Source organism: Butyrivibrio sp. VCD2006 (assembly GCF_000423925.1).
GTDB lineage: Bacteria > Bacillota > Clostridia > Lachnospirales > Lachnospiraceae > Butyrivibrio.
The window spans coordinates 18,695-35,538 of the sequence record NZ_AUIX01000025.1 but is presented as its reverse complement, the minus strand read 5'-3'; the positions used below and the strand labels follow the sequence as shown (position 1 = coordinate 35,538).

Genomic DNA, 16,844 nt, shown 5'->3' with positions numbered 1-16,844 from the left:
ACAGTAAAAAAACTGTGCGAACTTATCACATCACAGTTCCAAAAATCCTTTAAGTTCTGAAAAATCGAATTCCTTTCCAAAATCATCAATATATATATCTTCTGGATTGACATTTTCAATTTCACGCTCTTCTTTCTTAGTTATGTCCGCTTTTATATCGAATCTTTCTTGGTATTTTTCTTTAATGAGATTTGCATAATTGCTTTTAGGTATATCGCAAAGAATATGCGTAATTTCATTTATCCTGTCCCCGTTAATTTCACGATTATCTTCCAGTTTTGCTGCATACCTTCTTATGTCATACCCATGCCTCTTTAGTGATATGATAATTTTATTAACTAAATCCTTTCCTCTGTAAAAATCAGCTAATTCCAGCACCATATCCCAGTAACCAGAAAATAATTTTTCCTTATCAGAAGCACTATATGGAAAGTTAATCAGTGAATTGAAAAAAGAATACAATCTTGAATTTTTGTATTCATTTCCCATCTTCTTTAACTTCAGAACTTCCTCCACTTCGTAACTAAATTCATATTTTGCGCCTTCATCAACACCCCAGAGATTATTATTTATAATTCTAAAAACTACAGCCACATCAGTTAATGAATTCAAAAAACTTCTGGCATTTTCCTGGTTTAAATCTACAAAAGGAAAATATACAGAAAAACTTGCATCTTTTTTAGCATTTTCAAGAATTTTTTCCTGAATCCATGGCTCACGGATTAGTGATGGATACGATGAAATACTTTGTATAATTTGTAGCGAAATCTCTCCTTCTTTTATCTTTTCCAACATTTCATCCTGCATTTCTGATCTCACATTACTTGTTTTTCTATTGGAATTTACCTCTTTACTATGTAATATCTGTAATTCTTCTTTCTTCTCTTTCAAACTCTCTGGATATACTATTTCTAATTTTCTAAACGCTCCAAAATACTGCAGATAGGTCTTATACTCGAAATAACAAGTCAAACAATGTTGGCATTTTACTCCTTTTACCTTTACAATCTTTTTTGCAACTATTCCTTCAAAAGCATATTTTTCTGTATCTTTTTGACATACTGGACATTTTTCAGGTGCCATCTTTCTTCCATTTAATATGCTATAAATATACCCTGCTTTTCTATCTATAAAATCAGGTAGAAAATTACTAATTTTAGTGTTGCCACTTATTACTATAGAAACATTCTTTTTTTTATTCTTACTGACGTCCGCCGTTTTTGTAGCTTTATTTTTCTTTCCCATCTGCAAAATATCCTTTTGTTATTCATACAGCTTACTTGCTGCTTGTATTCTGTTATAAACTTCCCTTTGTATAGTCCTTGGCTCCAGAACTACAACATAACTTCCCATAGAGAGAATATTCTTAATAACCTCATTCTCATCGGCCTTAAGGTATGATATTCCAAGCCTATATTTATTTCCTGTCTTATCATAGCGTGCCTTGCGATCATAATATGAGAACACCCTAAAGCAACGCTCAATAACATGCGGCACTGGATCCACATCCAATAATATCTTCTTTGTCTCATGATGTATGAATTCCGAATAGCCTTCAGTTACATCAATATCTGGATGCTTATCTAAGAGCATTATGTTCTGCATGCTATCCAAATTCATTTTCACATATCGCTTCTCATCTTCATTATAGCCACAGACCCTGAATCTATCGTTTACAAGCGAGAATTCTATTTTAACGGGAAATACAACCGCATTATTCTTAAGCATACGACCTGGACGAATATAATCGTATTGGATTCCCTTTTTCTCACGGATAGCCTTAGCAATCGATGATATAATGCTGCTATAGGACTTAATAGATGAAGCAGCCCCACCTAGAAATGTATTCTTAACAGTGATATCATTAGGGCTCCAATCTGCAGCAATAGTAGCAGTAGCTTTTCGAAGCTTCTCAATTGTTTTCGCAGACAAAAAATGATTTACATAAGGACTGTTCACTAACGATGCAGTTGTTTCCAGCTCAATCTTGTTGTTACGCACAGGAAATGCGCTATCCAATGCTGGAACAAATTCATCATCTTCCTTAATGTAAATCATCTCTTCTCCTTCAGTATTGGAGAAAAGAGCCTCTGTCACTTCAAAATCCGTCTCTCCAGGACAGCATTGCTCTATCATACATGCTATATCATTATGCGTAAGAGAACCACCTTCACTAAGCAAGTATGCTATCAACTCATAATATTTACTTTCTGTTTCATCAAAGAGAATCATATTTTTCTAACGCCCTCTTCCAATCATCTTTAAGTTTTTCTTCTGTTTTCCTCTCCCCACTAGAAATAACTTTTGCTCTCTGACCAAAGCTCCTAATCCATGGAATCATTTCATCAGGATCTCCAATATTGAGTCTATATTCATAAATACCATCTCTTATTTTTGTGAGCACTCCTCCATGGCCTTCATTCAGGATTCTATTCTTGATATATCCCTCATTTTCTTCATCAAACATAAAATGGATGACAATCTCAGAAGGACCCGACTCCGTTGACGAAGTACACCAACAATAATCAGAAAAATTTCTCATCCCATCTTGTATCCTGATTTCGTTATCATCCAGATCCCCGATATCAGATGCTTCATCTATTCTATCAATTCTGATTACTGATGTCCGCTTAGATTCAAGCAAATAGCAATGCAGATATTGCCTTCCATATACGCTGTCATGGATTATCTCTCCGACAATAATAGTGTTTTCCTTCTGCTTATTATTGTAAGTAACCTTTAGAAGCCTTTTTTTCTGCTTTGCTTTCAGTATTTCAAGTAAAACATCATTATCCAGTATGTTATATAGATGATTATGCTTGAAACTAAACACCTTGTAATCAGAGGAATCTATATCCCTACTACTCTTTAGGTAAAGTTTCAGCTTATCCTGCAGGAAGAAATATGGCATTCCGATAGGAGAAACATTTTTCATAAACTCAAGATAATTAAAAATATCTAAAAGCTCCTCATCAGAAAAGTCTTCCCAGATGTCCTTACACAGCCTGTACTTTACGCTTCTTCCTCGCTTTGTAGTTGTTATAAAGCCTTTTTCCACCAACTCATCAAGCTTTACTCTTAAATTATCCTTAGTAAATACAGCATCATCATTTAATGAAGGGAGTGCTTCCAAGATTTCTCCTGCAGTCATCTCCTCAGTTTCAGCCAACAGCTGCTGAACAAAGAAGAATGCCATAATATCAAGCGCAGTAAATGATTTGTTTCTATAAGTATCTGCAAGATAGTTCCTGCTATCCTCCATACCATGATAGGTGCAATAGAGAACTGCTTTCTTATCTACTCGCCTTTTCTGTATGAAGTTTTCAGGCAAATAAGCACTTATCCTCTGCTGCTCTTTATCATACTTTCTACTGCTGATGCCAAGTTTTTCTACAAAGTCATCCTTGGAAAAACACCCATAGATATAGATATCGCGCAGGATTGCTCGAATATTCTCATAATCTCTTATGAGATAATTTGAATTGCTAAGTGACATAACACCACCCTCCAATCCCAATAAATCATTAACCAAAAGGCTAAAAACCATACTTTACACAAGCAAAATAAAAAACACCAAAACAGCTTTCAGCCATTCTGATGTTTATTATCCTTCAACAATCATGCTTTTCGCATATATTATTGCAGCTATGCCGCATTCCCATAAAAAACTATCTCATACTGAACACTGTAAATATTATACAAGACTTAACAAATTGCTTCAACGTCACAATTGCTATATCCTGCATCATTTTTTGCTATTCCTTACTCCTACTCTTCATCAAATTATATTACCTGTTCCTAATTATCTTTCATTGCTGCATCAATTTTCTTTTTCCCTATAGCATTCACCCATTTTTCTTGCTCTCTTCCCACTCTGGAATCATTCCCTATTTCCACACTCAGTACCGCAAAACCTGCATTTACAAGTAACGAAATTATGCTTTTCTCATCAAAATCAATAAATGATCTATCGCCGCGTATACACACCCCTTCACCATACTTAAAGGAAGCATATAGAACCCCACCTGGCTTTAAAGATCTATATATTCTTTCCATAACATTAGGAAGATTACCTTCAGTAACATGGAGTAAAGAAGCGCATGCCCAAACGCCATCAAAGATTCCATCATAATCAATCTCTTCAAAGCGTAAGTTTCTTACACTCCGACCAATATAAGCTGATGCCATTTTACACATCTCTTCTGAAGCATCAAATGCAATCACCTCATATCCTGCATCATGGAATGCCTTGCTATCTCTTCCACATCCACATCCTGCATCTAAAAGTTTACCCCCGTCAGGAATAAATTTAAGAAAGCGATCCCTCATATCTGACATATCTGCATCTATTGAACTTTCAAAAAAAAGATCAGCATTTTTGTTATAGTATTCCACGTTATTATCTATCATTTAAAAGAGCCACTTTCCTTGGAGTCCAAATCTTGTCGTATCCATTCTTCTGTGCCCAGTTATAAATCATTTTTATACGTTTCGAGATATCCGGACTATCAATTTGTTTCTTCCCTACCATAATCTCATTTCGTTCACATATCTTATTAAGAAACCCCACTTGTGCTAGCTTATCTCTTTTTTTGCTATTACATTCTGGACAGGCAAGCACAAAATTCCATATCTGATCATCCTTGATAAATGACCACGGAATAAAATGATCCACTTCAACATAATCCTTCGTAACTGGCCTTCCGCAATAAAAACATTTATTCTCAAATTCCTGAAAAAGAATATCTCTGTAGAAAGACAGGTTACTTCTTTTAGCGCTTTCATCAATTTTACTAAGCAAATGATCTGCTTCACCACTCTCATTTATGCGCTCTAGAAATCTTGCCCACTCGTAATAATTTAATTTTTCTATCGCCACCTTATGTTTACATATAAAAGTGTACATTTCTGGTTTGATCTTAATCTTCTCTTCTTTCTTAGAAAAAGAATAAAATAATCTCTTAGTATCTTCAAACAAAGCCCCAATAACATATTTTTTGCATTTTTGCTTAACTTGATATGAAACATCATCCATCATGTCATCTGTTAAACTTTCATATGGTATTCCGTCAGGTAATGCATATTTATGAACAGAATCATGTATTATTTGCTCTAGATATGTTTTCTTTTTGGACTGTTGCTTAAGATGGTATTTAAGAATCAAGTTCCAATATATTTCAGCAAATTTTGAAAACAATTGCTTAAAAGATAATTGCAATTCCTCGTCCGTATTATAAAGATTATCAATAATAGCTTTGAGAAATCCATATTTATAGCTTGAAACCATCGTTGCCTGAGATGAGAAAAGAGATGTAAATGCTGCCCACAATTCATCATCTGAGACATGTTCTTCACGGTAGAAGCCTTCTTTCAGATTATATCCTGGCATATATACATCTCCTTCCATATTATCTTTCTTCAAACGAGCTAACTGACACTACTGTTGGTTGTGTTGCACCAAATACTCCTTTACTATTTGTACGGCTACCAATAACTATGCATTGTCCTTTCTGAAGTCCTTTTACATCTGCAGTCCAATTAGTCTCCCCCGCAGGGTCCAAAAGTTTAGCAATTTTGGGTATTTCATCATCTGTTGGCTTAAAGTATAGTTTGAAAGCAGCTTGCGATAACCTAACTACTTCCTCATCTTTTAAAACCTTTAGTGATTGAGTAGCAAACCATGCTGACCATCCAAATTTCCTGCCCTCAGTTAGGATAGCTGCACTTGGTGAATTAGACTTATGCGACAAATTTTGCGCCTCATCAAGCACAACAACAAATGGTTTATCTTTGTTACCAAATTTCTTTGTATAATACCACGCATCCCATAACATCAATTCTGTAATAATAACTTGCATCTCACGATTAATGAGGGTCAACTGAAAAATGTTGACTTGCGATTCTTCATTGTATAGAACCTCTCCCCAGTCAAAATCACTACTCCCTTCAAATGAAATAGTCTGGAAAAACGGTTCCATTTTCGAAATAACTGTCTTTGCAGCCTTATTAGAATCTTGTATTTCATCCAATTCCTGTTGAAAGTGCGCCATAGACATATTCTCACCATATTTATTGATTCCATTTAAAACCGCAGAAAAGATTGCAGAATACTGCTGTTCTCCAAAATCATAGACATGTGCGAAAATATCTGCCAATCTAGAAGCAACCAACGCTGGCTTTTCTTTAACAATAGTTCCCGCAATATCTATCTCATGACTCACAAATGGATTTATTGGTACTCCTGTGCTATATACAATTCTCTCATTTATCTTACCACCCAACTTATCAACAAACGGTTTTTCTAACTGATTTTTCATAAAGCCTTCAGTATAATCAAATATTACTGAAGATATTCCTGCTTGTGTCAGTTCATACAGCATAGTCTGTATGCTATATGTTTTTCCTTGCCCGGATGTTCCTGTTATCAAAAGATGTCTATTGGCGAGAAGCTTATTTCCAAATTCCCAATATATTCTATTCTTGGCTAAATCCTTGCCAATTAAAACTCGTGTTTCCTGCTTCTCTGGTGAAACATCCTTTTCATCGGTTTTATCAGCTGCTGTATCTGGCGCCAGCATATTATCATCATTAGAAACTGATGTAAGCGGTGTCAATCCTGCCAATTCGCTAGAAAGCTCATCCGATACTTTATCGCCTTCTTCTGCTTCATCTTCAGATAAATAGTACTCTTCTTCAGGAATATTTATTTCATACGAAGTAGTATCTGTACCCATAATCTGCTCTGATAAAGCATGTGCATCGGCTGCTATAACAGCATCATCAATCAAATATCTATACATATCTGTAATTGGCACTGCAATTTCAACTACTCCATCAACACTATTTCGAGCTTTTGATACCGCTGCTTGGCCTTCAACAAAATAAAAAGCGTACAAGTCTGTCTGTTTACTGATTTCTAACTGATAATCGTCATTAAATAAATCAATTCTAACATTTGAATCGACTATTTCTTTATAGTTATCCGTATTCACAATTCTATATGCCAACATTTTTTCTGCATTAGAGACCAAATGTTGAACCATATAGTTCCTATAAATCATTTTATCAATCTGAGCATGCTTTTCTTCCGAATCTAGGAACGAACTTCTTAAAAGCTGTGCAGTATTACATACTTGATTGTGTGCATCATTCTTTGTCTTTGCATCACAATTTCCGTGTTTTACTTCCACTGGTATATATGTAACAGAAACAATTCCATCATGTTTTTTTACACCAGCGAATAATAAATCATCAGATGTAGCATTCTGAGACTGTATTATTCCTCTATTTATAAGAACTTTTTTTGAGAACAGAACATTAGTAAGCGTTCCACCAATAGATCCTGTAACCCTAAGAACTTCATCAAGTGCAATCGGAATCCATGTGTAATCAGGATATATCTCTTCAAAATACTTCCTACAAAAACCTATAGCAGAAACCAAGCTGATCTTTTCTTCTACCTGCTTATTGTTAATGAAATTCATCAGCCATTCACCACTATATGCATTAAAATTTTTGATTACACCTTTTACATCGACATCATCTGACACAAACGGTAATTTTACCTGAAGGTATTCCCTTATAACATTAATATACTGATCAGATTTTTGTGTTACTGTAATTGATGTATATCCAGCAGATGTAACATTTTTATCAGGATAATGTATAATTATTAAATCATCTTTATTATTGTTATCCTGTTCAATAAAAAAATCCAAATCTATCTTAGGCTCTACAAATACAACCCAATTTGATGCTTTATATATCGCGTCTAACCTATCCGATTTAGTATTTTGAACCCCTTGCGCAATACTTGTATCTCTACTAGCCGGACTTCCTTCTTTACATTTAGCCAACTCATTATATGAATATGCCAATTGCATTAATTGAGAAGAATCAGCTAACCCATTTATATATTGTGCTCCAAAACCATATTTATATATTCCACTCTCTTTATCTAGAGATGACGGTATGTCAGAAATCACTCCTTTTAGCATAATTCCCGATTTAGAAGCTGAAATTGTATTGCTAAGCGAGGAATTTTTCTCATTCTGAAATGCGCAAAATGAAATATGCGCATATTTATACTTTCCTGAATCATATTTTGCATAATACCTAACATGATCAATGTACCAGTCGCAAAATTCTTCAACAGTTTCTGCATTCTTCGTGCCATAATACTGCTGTGCAATAGTATAAATATAGTTGTATTCCGTCATATTCTCGAAATCATTCTTCCCTGTCTGCTTGAAATAATAATTAATATCAAGGTAGAAGTTATTTGAGTCTATTTTTTTGGATACAAATAATTTAAGAATAGCCTTAATTATTTCAGATGTATGCTGGATTCCTATGATATTTATAATAAAGGCTTTATTGGCTATTCCATCAAACAAATACTCGAATTTTAGCAAGTAATCTTCTATCTTCTGATAATAAGTATTAGCATCTCCTTTTATCGATTGCGATGCATCGCAATAACAAGCCCATTGAATAGGGTAGTTGCCTTTAATAGCCTGAAAAACGGTATCTTCGCTATCTGTAATAAATGGCAGCATATTGCCAAAACCTAGACTCTCATATAAATAAGAATCTAAATCCACCCAACTATTCTTGCCATTTCGTAACTCCATCTGATATGCAATACTCAATGGACTTAATGCACTTAACCAAATAAGACCATCCGTATCTTTTACTAAGCCTAAAGAAAAAAGCTTAAACACCTCCGATGGTAAGTTCTGCTTATCTTTAAATACATCACTTGAATAATTAACATACTTCAAAACAGCACCAATATACTCTGAATAAAGCTTTAAGAGATCGTTATTCACAGTACTAATCGATGGTGTAGTTCCAATCCTTTTATAATAATTACATATATTTTTATAACAAGTCGAGACATCTTCCGGAACATTACATTCAATCTCTTTTGAAACCTTTAATCCTGCTGTTTCAATACATTTATATCCGTTTTGTACTATCTCTCTTTCCAACTCAAGAAGGTCTGATACGCCATATTTTTTTCCTGCTACATCAAACTCTTCTGTTGTATACTTTTCACTGTGCTTATGCTTGTTATATAAGAGTCCTTCCTTAACATAAAAAGAATCACTATTCAACATACATTGATTGAAAAGCTTGAATAGTTCCATGACCCTAAGTTTTGTTTCTTCAAATCTAATTGATGCATCTAATAGAGCAGAATTGTCATCCAAATTAAGTTTTACAGCGTGTTCTTTAGCTACTTCTCCTTCTGAAAAACAAAATTTAATGTCCGTCTTCTTCTCACTATTGACCGGGATAGGCGCTAAATCAGGACGAAACTCTACTTCTATATTTACATCTTCCTGCCCATTTCCTAGACTCACAACATAATCATGTGCAGTAAGCTGGTACATGTACTTTGAACTCTTTTTGGTAAATCCAACACAGGTATCAGCAAAAAAATCTTGCGCCACATCTATAACTGCAACTATTACTGTAAATTTACCCTCTTTACCACCTTCAAATATAACTGTACCATTCTTGTAATATTGATCTCCTTCAATTATTATCTTATGAGCATTCCCCCTAACATTTAACTGCTCAACAACAAAGTCCTCTGACTTAACATTTGCTTTTTGAGTAAATCTAACAACAATTCCAAATTTCTTTTTTCTAGTAAAGCTTTTAGTCATTATCACAAATGAAGCAGTGTTACTTTTTACAAAGTCCAAGTAATAATCATGTTCTAGCTCATTTCCATCAGCATCCTGTATCATTATTGGGCTTTCCAGTTTAAACTTCTTCTGATTTACTTTCTTATATTTCTGTATATGTTCAAAGCTTATATCATTATCCCATTCATTCTCATCATCATCGTAAGCTTTCTTTATCTCCTGAATAATTTTGGGCTCATAAGAAGATAAAGTGTTATCAAGCTCTTGATCTGAAAGAGCAAGAGAGACATCCCGGTATAATTTATAGTTCTCAGCTAATAAGCAATCCTTCTTTCCTAAATCTGCTAACGTCATTTTAAACATATGCAAATCATGGAAATCATCTTGTGAAAGACTTTTAGATTCAATTATTCTTATTATTGGTGCAAACTCCAATAAAGATGTATCACTTTGCGGTTTATTTGCCTTAATCTTATTAAGAGCATATAAAACTACTTTTTGTTGATTCTCGCCTGGAATAATAGCAATTTGCGACTTCAAATTCTCATAAACATTTGGAATAGACAAGGGCATTCCTTGTCTCTGAAAATTCTCTGTAGTTTTTGAAACACTGGCTATATTTTGCACTGATAGGTAGAAAAGTACTCCATCTTGTTTCTCATCTACAAATTTATTTCGTATACCATTTTTAAATGCATCTCCAAGAAGCACTTCATTCTCATCACAATCAGGAACAAATACAATTCTTCTTTCTATTGCACTATTTTTGACTCTAATCTGAGTAGCTTCATACTCAAGACCGCCTTCGTCATTTCTGAATGCAAACGGGGTTTCAAGTGATATTTCGAAGCTTGCATCTCCACCTAGTCTTGCCATCAAATCATCTTTAGCATTATGATCTAATAGCATCTTCTTGATTTCATTTCCAAAAGAAACTATGTTTTCAAGGCTGTCAAAGTATAATACATATCGACTTGTTATCGCTTCTGAAGCATTTGAAAAATAACTTATTATGTTCCTGGCAATATATTTTTGCAACTGTTCCATATTACTGGATTCGTTTGACATATTGCGCCTCCTCACTATCACATTTACTATCAATCAAATTGATATTGACAAGATAATCAATAATATATTGCTTTGTTTTCCCATCTAAGTAGAGCCTTCTACTGGCAAACTCTGCAAACAAATCACTAATTTGAATTCCACGTTCTTCATCCATGCGGTCAGAACTGCGCTGACATATTTGTATCATACGTATTAAGTCTTCGTTATTAATGATTAACATATGACCAAGCTGTCCCCAGCTCTTCACAAATCTCATCTTTAAAATATGGTTATAATTGCTCGCAACGTATGAAACTACATTCTGTCTATAATTTTTACTATCCAGCTGATATGAAACACAATTGAAAATGTACTGGACTTTTTTCTTGAATGAATCAATTGACATATCATTTTCAGGCATATCTATATTCGAAAAATCCACGCAAATGCCTGGGGTATCTGTATCATGGATATATACTTTTGTATACTGATCAATAATGTAATCTACTGCAGCATTCATATCAGATCTTTCGTCAACATTATCCTCATATTCCTTGTAAATACCTGAATATGTCAAATACGGAATTTTATTGTCATGGCAATTAAGCATATTCAATACTATTAAATGTTTGAAAATCTTGCTTGTCTTTCTTTCGACCTTTTTCCAACCCTGAATAACACAATCTCGATCCTCAGAAACAGGTTCTTTAGCCGACTTAAAAAATACTATACATTCATCCTTTTCTCTTCCATCTAGGTCATTATCTAGCCTTAATGCAATCTGTGATAAATAGATTAACAAATAATATGTCAGCAAAAATTCCATATCTCCGACAATATCATTTCTACCATCTAATGCAGCTTGGAAGTCTTTATTCATGATCGTAAACAATCCATCCAAATCCTCAGAAAAAATACGTGCATACTCTTTATCGTTTTTTAAAGATTTTAATATTTGTAGACTCATATAAGACTTGCTTACAATTTCATCCAAAGGATTCTTGTCATTGTCAAATACATCCAGAAATTTTGCTTTTGTCTCTTCTTCAAGAAAAACGTCCGCAATAAATTTTCCAAAATCTTTTGCTTTACTTGCTGGTTGATATCTTAGTAATGAAACGCTTTCTCTATCATTAGTTTCATTTTTTTCAAAATAGAATGAAGTGATTACATCTCTAAAAACACCTTGCAATTCTTCGTTTTCAAACGTTACTTGTTTCTCTATTTCAGCTTCAAGCCTATCCTCAAGATTATCAATCTTTTTATCAGTTACCACTTCTCCTTTAAGATAATGAACTGTATCAGATAGTAGTTCTTGACTTAAATATCCCTTAAATGCATTTCCATTATCACTATTATTAGGGCATACGCTGTCACAATTAGGAGCGGTACTCTTGGCTCTGTTTTTAAAATTTGAGCCCATAATAAACTTCTTTTGGAAAATATCCTTATCAAATACAAAACTGCCCATATTATCCCTCATTCTCAAAAGCATATGATCCGAACTCATCTTTTGTTATCCTGTATGTTTTTCCCTCTTCATATCTAGAATATATGTATATGTCACTCTCTGATTCTGCTAATAGCGTTCTAACAAAAGAATCAAAATTCACATTCTGTTTCCTATCATTATCTGTAGGAATATATCCCTCATTCATTTCTCTCAATAAATCATACAGCTCGTAATCTACATCTATGGATATACGTATCGATGGTTTATCCTTTAATGCAAAGCTGAATTTTAATGATGAAGCAAAATTAGGGAATTCACCTGTCTCATCTATTTTCTCAATAGATTTATCAACTTGAAACGCGATATCTACAACCTTGTACAAATAATATCTATCCGTTCCTTTGCCATATATTATTGCATTTTTAATAGTACTACCTGATTGGTCTCCAAGCCGTCCATTCCATGTGTAAACACATTCCTTTATTAAATTTATCAGATTCTTACATTTCTGCTCATTTCCTGTGTTATACGCATATAGATATTGCAAAAACTGTATGTACTTTTGATCGTATTCCCTGTTCTGCGAATCCATATAACGAATATAGTACTTAAAAATACTTCGTTTAATCTCTGCTTCTAAGCTTTTGTATTCTCTAGCATAATTTGCCTGACAAAAAACCAAATCAGCATCTACTTGAAGAAGCTCATTATTGCACTTGTGTGCTTCTTCTTTTAACCATTTTTCAAAAGATGGCTTGAGATTCAACGCAACTAATTCTTTATCGTATTTCCTGTCTTTACTATTCAATACATCTTGCTCCGCTACAAGCTTTAACAGACCATCCTTGCTTTCATAAAGTAAATTCAATGAAAGATTATTTATAAAATGCACCAATCTTCCTGTGGAATTTGCATTTATTAGTGCTTCATCAAAAGTATTTCCTATTATAATCTCATAAAAGAAGTTGTTAATTTCCCTAACTGAAGGAGCAACATTATGCTTTATTATTGCCTCAGCTAATACATCCACAATATATTCTCTATATTCTTCGTCTTGGACTATTCTTTTATAATTCCAGTACACTGGACAATTACTACGCTTATGGCAATTTTCACAACCATTATCAAACGATAAACGCATTACATTCCTAGGATCATTCGTGATAATTCTATCTAGCAAACCTCGAATAAAATCAAGGTTTAATCCTCTTGGCGTAATTTCATATCTATGAAAAGATGTAAAATCCACATGTCCAATATAACAATCTTCATGAGTCACCTTTTCCTTGTGCATCTTTTCATATTTCCACGCAGGTATGTTCTCAAACAATCCTTGCTCATCCACATATTTCTTAAGAACAGAGAACTCATTTTCATAATTCTTCAAAAAATCATTTAGTATTCCCAAGTTGATTGCCACAATCAATCTAAACGTCTTTCCATCATGCATTTCACTATCTGATAAAGGCATAAGTTTTTCTCTTAGTTTATCATTTGCCTTCATACCTTTTTTATCAGCAGAAGTTGCATCAATGTATACACTAAATCCATCATCTATTACGCCACTTCCCTTTAAACTGGCTATTAGATGAGATTTTCCATCACCAGAATTCCCGCACACCAATACTAATGACTTCTGATATTGCGCTGCTTTTTGAATCACATGCGTCAATCTATCATCCATCTTTGATGCCGTGTGCATATACTCATTAAAATCAGTAAATATCTCATTCGCTACAGAACTACTTGAAGAGCTTTTTAGTTTTTCCATTGTGTTTATGAAATCACACATAATTATTCCTCAATTCTTTCAAATTCAATGCTAGAAATTGTACTCAAATCACAGTCTTTTTCAACTTGTAAACACACTCCGCAATATGCTCTATCCGTTGCCGGGGTCGGAACAACATCACAGGCTACATTAGCTCTGTTCAGTAATTCTTCTGCCTTAAAAACATTGCTTGTACTAAAAAAAACTATATACATTACTTCTCCCCTAAGCTCTTAATAACTCCAATCAACTCTTGTATTTCTTCTTCAGTATTCTTTTCACTTAAACTAACTCTAACAACACCTTTATCTACAGTCCCCAATGCCTCATGAGCAAGAATGGCACAATGAATTCCTCCGCGTGTACATATATTGTTCTTATCAAGGATCCCCACCATTTCATTTGAAGAATAGCCGTCAATATTAAAGCCTATTGTATCTACTCGTTCAAAATCCTTATCATAAACAGTCACATTTTCAAGTGATAACAACTGTGACATTAATTCTTCCGTAAGTGCTTTTGTCCTTACACTGCGTTCCTGAAAATCTTTACTAACTATCTCAATTGCTGTTTTAAGAGCCCATATTGCTGGCATGTTCAATGTTCCTGACTCATACCCTTCTGGAAAAATGTGAGGATTTGTTTTTTCATGTCCATGAACGCCCGTACCACCCTGAATAAGTGGGTTAAAGTCCAACGTTTCTCTACTACATAACCCCCCAACCCCAGGCAAAGCTTTTAAATCTTTATGTCCTGTAAACGCTAGATAATCAATACCATCAGCAAACATATTCAGCTTTATCTTTCCTGCTCCTTGAGAAGCATCCACAAATGTCTTTATACCTCTCTGCCTTGCAGCATTAAATAAGCTCGATCTGAAAATAATCCTCCCTGTAAGATTACTTGCTAATGTCAATGCTATAACCTTAGTATTTTCCCTAGTGTACTTATCAAGAATGAATTCATTAGACTCAGAAAGATCATCCCTTTCAATGACGCTATAATCTATCAATCCTTCTTTACGCATCATCTCAAGTGGTCTCAGCACTGCATTATGCTCATATGGCGATATGACAACATGGTCGCCTTTATTTAAAAAGCCTCTAAAAAACAGATTGATTGCTTCCGTAGAGTTCTTTGTAAAAATAACATTAGGTTCATTTATGCCAAAATATTCAGCCACAGTAACCCTTGATTTATAAAGCATCCTGGAAGCTTCAATGCCAAGGCTATAGCTACCACGCCCAGGGCTTACACCTATTTGCGTAACATAGTATACAAATGCATCTAATACTTCTTTAGGTTTTTCTCGTGTTGTGGCTGCGTTATCGAAATAAATCAATTATTGCCCCTTCTTTCCCGCTACTTTGTCACAGATAATACATCCGTTATAGAACTTAGCTATACATTTCTTGCAGTGAACACACTTGGTCTCATCAATCTTGTATACTCCGTGAATCGTATCAATTGCTCCATGCGGGCAAACCGAATCACAAGCCGAACATCTAATACAAAACTGATACTTCCTTAATTGGCACTTTATTCTGTTTACAAGATTTGTTATATCTATTCGTTCTTCCGGTAATACCTTTATTACATTTGTTCCAAAAGAAATAATGAGTTCAAAACATTTTCTATATTCTCCGGATTTATCATGATCATAGAAAGACATATAAGAAGCGTCTGTCTTTTCAATAGTTTTTATATCTCCAAGAGGCTTGAGTAACTCAATAAAATCTTTTTGTATTTTTTTATTACTAATAATATTCCTAGCACGATCAGATAGATTACAAGCAGTATCAACAATAGAAACGTTCTTCACATCTAGACCGCTTGCGCCTCTACGAACCTTCCATTTTCCTTCCTCATAATACTCATCCGGATTCGTCTTCCCAGTTTTTACTGCAAATTCGTATACCATATCCTTCCATTTTTTCATTAAGTCAGGATGATATATTTCTGTAAGCATCATGGACCAGTCGGAATTATTAGGGCAACACCAGCATCCTACTCTCTTATATCCCAGCTGATAGCATGCATTCACTTGGATCTTCTTGTAGAGTATATAAAGCCACACATCATAATCTGTCCACTCTATAATCGGCATTGCATTTATCTGACTGGATATTTTTGAGTGTTCCTGTGTCCTTTCGTATTTGCTTCTAGCTACAGATTCACTATGCCTAATTCCAATAAAAGACAGACTATTCCCTGGAAGATTCTCTAACTCTTTATTTAAGTTACTGGTTTTAAAGATGGTACAACACCATCTTTCATGCTGACTAGGCGGTCCGAAAACTTTACACAATTTAAAGAAATCATTCTCGGTCTCGCTTGGAATCATTGGCACAGATGGGTTTTCTTTTCTAAAGCCACACCCAACGTAATCGTATGTTTCTGGAAACTCTAACGTAGTATCTCCAAAAAAGTGTATTACGGAATTATCTTGTAATGCATCTCTCACAAGTCTACCAACAACTGTAGAATCTTTTCCTCCGGAAAAAGATACTGTTGGCTGATAGTTCAAAGGCTTATATTTTGCGTATGTATCGCAAATATACTTTTCAGCCTCATAGACTATACCCTGGATATACATAAGATTTGCTTCAACCATCCCCATATACTCAGAATAATCCTTTTCTATAGTAACAGCGTCATGCAATTCATTTGCAACTTCTAAGTGTTTCTTTTCCTTATACCAATTCACATAAGGAATAAGATGCGCTTCACCATCGTAAAAATAACGGCTTGCTCCCATGTACCACATTTTTTTTTCAGAAAAATCTTCACCAACAATCTTTCCCAAGAGTTTTCTTTCCTGCAGGAAAACCGGATTAAAGATGGTTCCTTCTGAAATTTTCTTAAGCTCTCCGTTGCAAAAGCACCGATGCATTTCTTCATTAAACACGGGCTC

General features: G+C 34.4%; 11 protein-coding genes. All 11 read right to left on the bottom strand.

The window, feature by feature from the left end:
* Positions 1-30: 30 nt before the first annotated feature.
* The 11 genes from G586_RS0110835 to G586_RS0110785 all read right to left on the bottom strand — a co-directional run bounded on the left by G586_RS0110835 (position 31) and on the right by G586_RS0110785 (position 16,838).
* Positions 31-1,245 carry a hypothetical protein gene (locus G586_RS0110835; RefSeq protein WP_026527781.1) on the bottom strand — a complete coding sequence of 405 codons (1,215 nt, stop codon included), beginning with the start codon at positions 1,243-1,245 and terminating at the stop codon, positions 31-33.
* A gap of 18 nt (positions 1,246-1,263) precedes the next feature.
* Positions 1,264-2,232, bottom strand: coding sequence for a WYL domain-containing protein (locus tag G586_RS0110830; RefSeq protein WP_026527780.1), 969 nt, complete (start codon positions 2,230-2,232; stop codon positions 1,264-1,266).
* Entirely contained in the window at positions 2,219-3,496 is a 1,278-nt protein-coding gene (locus G586_RS0110825; protein ID WP_026527779.1) for a helix-turn-helix transcriptional regulator, read from the bottom strand. Before G586_RS0110825 ends, G586_RS0110830 begins: the two co-directional genes overlap by 14 nt.
* 302 nt (positions 3,497-3,798) lie before the next feature.
* Positions 3,799-4,410, bottom strand: coding sequence for a class I SAM-dependent methyltransferase (locus G586_RS0110820; protein ID WP_051204728.1), 612 nt, complete (start codon positions 4,408-4,410; stop codon positions 3,799-3,801).
* On the bottom strand, positions 4,400-5,422 hold the full coding sequence (locus G586_RS0110815) for an HNH endonuclease (RefSeq protein WP_155834102.1): 1,023 nt from the start codon (positions 5,420-5,422) through the stop codon (positions 4,400-4,402). The genes G586_RS0110820 and G586_RS0110815 overlap by 11 nt, the downstream gene beginning before the upstream one ends.
* Positions 5,409-10,727 carry a helicase HerA domain-containing protein gene (locus tag G586_RS0110810; protein WP_026527776.1) on the bottom strand — a complete coding sequence of 1,773 codons (5,319 nt, stop codon included), beginning with the start codon at positions 10,725-10,727 and terminating at the stop codon, positions 5,409-5,411. Before G586_RS0110810 ends, G586_RS0110815 begins: the two co-directional genes overlap by 14 nt.
* Positions 10,708-12,177, bottom strand: a complete 1,470-nt coding sequence (dptG, locus tag G586_RS0110805; RefSeq protein ID WP_026527775.1) for a DNA phosphorothioation-dependent restriction protein DptG — start codon at positions 12,175-12,177, stop codon at positions 10,708-10,710. Before dptG ends, G586_RS0110810 begins: the two co-directional genes overlap by 20 nt.
* Before the next feature lies 1 nt (position 12,178).
* Complete coding sequence (dptF, locus tag G586_RS0110800) at positions 12,179-13,930, bottom strand: DNA phosphorothioation-dependent restriction protein DptF (protein WP_196811585.1); 1,752 nt, start codon at positions 13,928-13,930, stop codon at positions 12,179-12,181.
* Positions 13,931-13,953: 23 nt separating this feature from the next.
* Entirely contained in the window at positions 13,954-14,145 is a 192-nt protein-coding gene (locus G586_RS27630) for a DUF3343 domain-containing protein (RefSeq protein ID WP_026527773.1), read from the bottom strand.
* Positions 14,145-15,272, bottom strand: a complete 1,128-nt coding sequence (locus tag G586_RS0110790) for an aminotransferase class V-fold PLP-dependent enzyme (protein ID WP_026527772.1) — start codon at positions 15,270-15,272, stop codon at positions 14,145-14,147. Before G586_RS0110790 ends, G586_RS27630 begins: the two co-directional genes overlap by 1 nt.
* The gene (locus tag G586_RS0110785) at positions 15,273-16,838 is read right to left on the bottom strand and encodes a phosphoadenosine phosphosulfate reductase domain-containing protein (protein ID WP_155834100.1); all 1,566 of its coding nucleotides are present in this window, start codon (positions 16,836-16,838) and stop codon (positions 15,273-15,275) included.
* Positions 16,839-16,844 lie beyond the last annotated feature (6 nt).

Coding starts and splice junctions, on each gene's coding strand:
- G586_RS0110835 (WP_026527781.1), bottom strand. CDS start 1,245: ATGGGAAAGAAAAATAAAGCTACAAAAACGGCGGACGTCAGTAAGAAT.
- G586_RS0110830 (WP_026527780.1), bottom strand. CDS start 2,232: ATGATTCTCTTTGATGAAACAGAAAGTAAATATTATGAGTTGATAGCA.
- G586_RS0110825 (WP_026527779.1), bottom strand. CDS start 3,496: ATGTCACTTAGCAATTCAAATTATCTCATAAGAGATTATGAGAATATT.
- G586_RS0110820 (WP_051204728.1), bottom strand. CDS start 4,410: ATGATAGATAATAACGTGGAATACTATAACAAAAATGCTGATCTTTTT.
- G586_RS0110810 (WP_026527776.1), bottom strand. CDS start 10,727: ATGTCAAACGAATCCAGTAATATGGAACAGTTGCAAAAATATATTGCC.
- dptG (WP_026527775.1), bottom strand. CDS start 12,177: ATGGGCAGTTTTGTATTTGATAAGGATATTTTCCAAAAGAAGTTTATT.
- dptF (WP_196811585.1), bottom strand. CDS start 13,930: ATGGAAAAACTAAAAAGCTCTTCAAGTAGTTCTGTAGCGAATGAGATA.
- G586_RS27630 (WP_026527773.1), bottom strand. CDS start 14,145: ATGTATATAGTTTTTTTTAGTACAAGCAATGTTTTTAAGGCAGAAGAA.